A 269-nucleotide genomic window follows, 5' to 3' on the forward strand; every position below is an offset into this window, starting at 1 on the left:
TATTTTTTGTTATATGGAGGATTACCCAAGTCCGGCTGAAGGGAACGGTCTTGAAAACCGTCAGGCGTGTAAAAGCGTGCGTGGGTTCGAATCCCACATCCTCCTTTAAAGATATCGCGGGATGGAGCAGCTAGGTAGCTCGTCGGGCTCATAACCCGAAGGTCGTAGGTTCAAATCCTGCTCCCGCAATAGGCTCGGTAGCTCAGTTGGTAGAGCAATGGATTGAAGCTCCATGTGTCGGCGGTTCGATTCCGTCTCGCGCCATTTAT

Annotated in this window: 3 tRNA genes; all 3 read left to right on the forward strand. The window is 51.3% G+C overall.

Annotation, left to right across the window (positions count from 1 at the left end):
* Positions 1 to 15: 15 nt before the first annotated feature.
* The 3 genes from HMPREF2818_RS06470 to HMPREF2818_RS06480 all read left to right on the forward strand — a co-directional run bounded on the left by HMPREF2818_RS06470 (position 16) and on the right by HMPREF2818_RS06480 (position 264).
* Positions 16 to 105: transfer RNA gene (locus HMPREF2818_RS06470), tRNA-Ser, on the forward strand.
* A gap of 10 nt (positions 106 to 115) precedes the next feature.
* Positions 116 to 189: transfer RNA gene (locus HMPREF2818_RS06475), tRNA-Met, on the forward strand.
* 2 nt (positions 190 to 191) lie between these two features.
* Positions 192 to 264: transfer RNA gene (locus HMPREF2818_RS06480), tRNA-Phe, on the forward strand.
* The last annotated feature ends 5 nt before the right edge of the window (positions 265 to 269 follow it).

It is taken from the genome of Streptococcus sp. HMSC076H09 (assembly GCF_001811765.1).
Taxonomy (GTDB): domain Bacteria; phylum Bacillota; class Bacilli; order Lactobacillales; family Streptococcaceae; genus Streptococcus; species Streptococcus agalactiae.